The 403-nt window shown below is 69.7% G+C and carries 1 pseudogene; it reads right to left on the reverse strand.

Annotated elements, in window-relative coordinates:
- A pseudogene (locus ADK55_RS38710) lies at window positions 1–219 on the reverse strand (lamin tail domain-containing protein); the annotation flags it as partial.
- Window positions 220–403 lie beyond the last annotated feature (184 nt).

A 403-nucleotide genomic window follows, 5' to 3' on the forward strand; every position in this document is an offset into this window, starting at 1 on the left:
CTGGCGGGTGGTGTTGCGGATCTCGACCCACTCGTTGTTCAGGGAGCGGTTGGAGTGGTCGTCGCGTCCGGGGCTGTCGGCCTGGACGCGGCTGATCTCCACCCGCGGCTGCTGGTGGCCCCGGTCCGCGGCCGTCGCGGGCAGCGCGGCGGCCGAGACGATGGCGCCGGCGGCGAGGACGGTCGCGGCGACACGACGAACGTTCAACGAAGCAGACATAGGGTGATGCCCCCTCAAGAACAGGACTCCACCCGCCGATACGAACCACGTACCGGATGCGGGTGCTCGGCCCGTCGATGAGCCGAGGACCACACTCTCGACCCGCCGCACGACCCACCGCAGCCCCCGACGTGGCCGGTTACCGACCACGGACATTTCCGTCACCCTCACCTGCGCAGTACAC

Origin of the sequence: Streptomyces sp. WM4235, assembly GCF_001279725.1 — a bacterium.
In the GTDB taxonomy this organism is placed as follows: domain Bacteria; phylum Actinomycetota; class Actinomycetes; order Streptomycetales; family Streptomycetaceae; genus Streptomyces.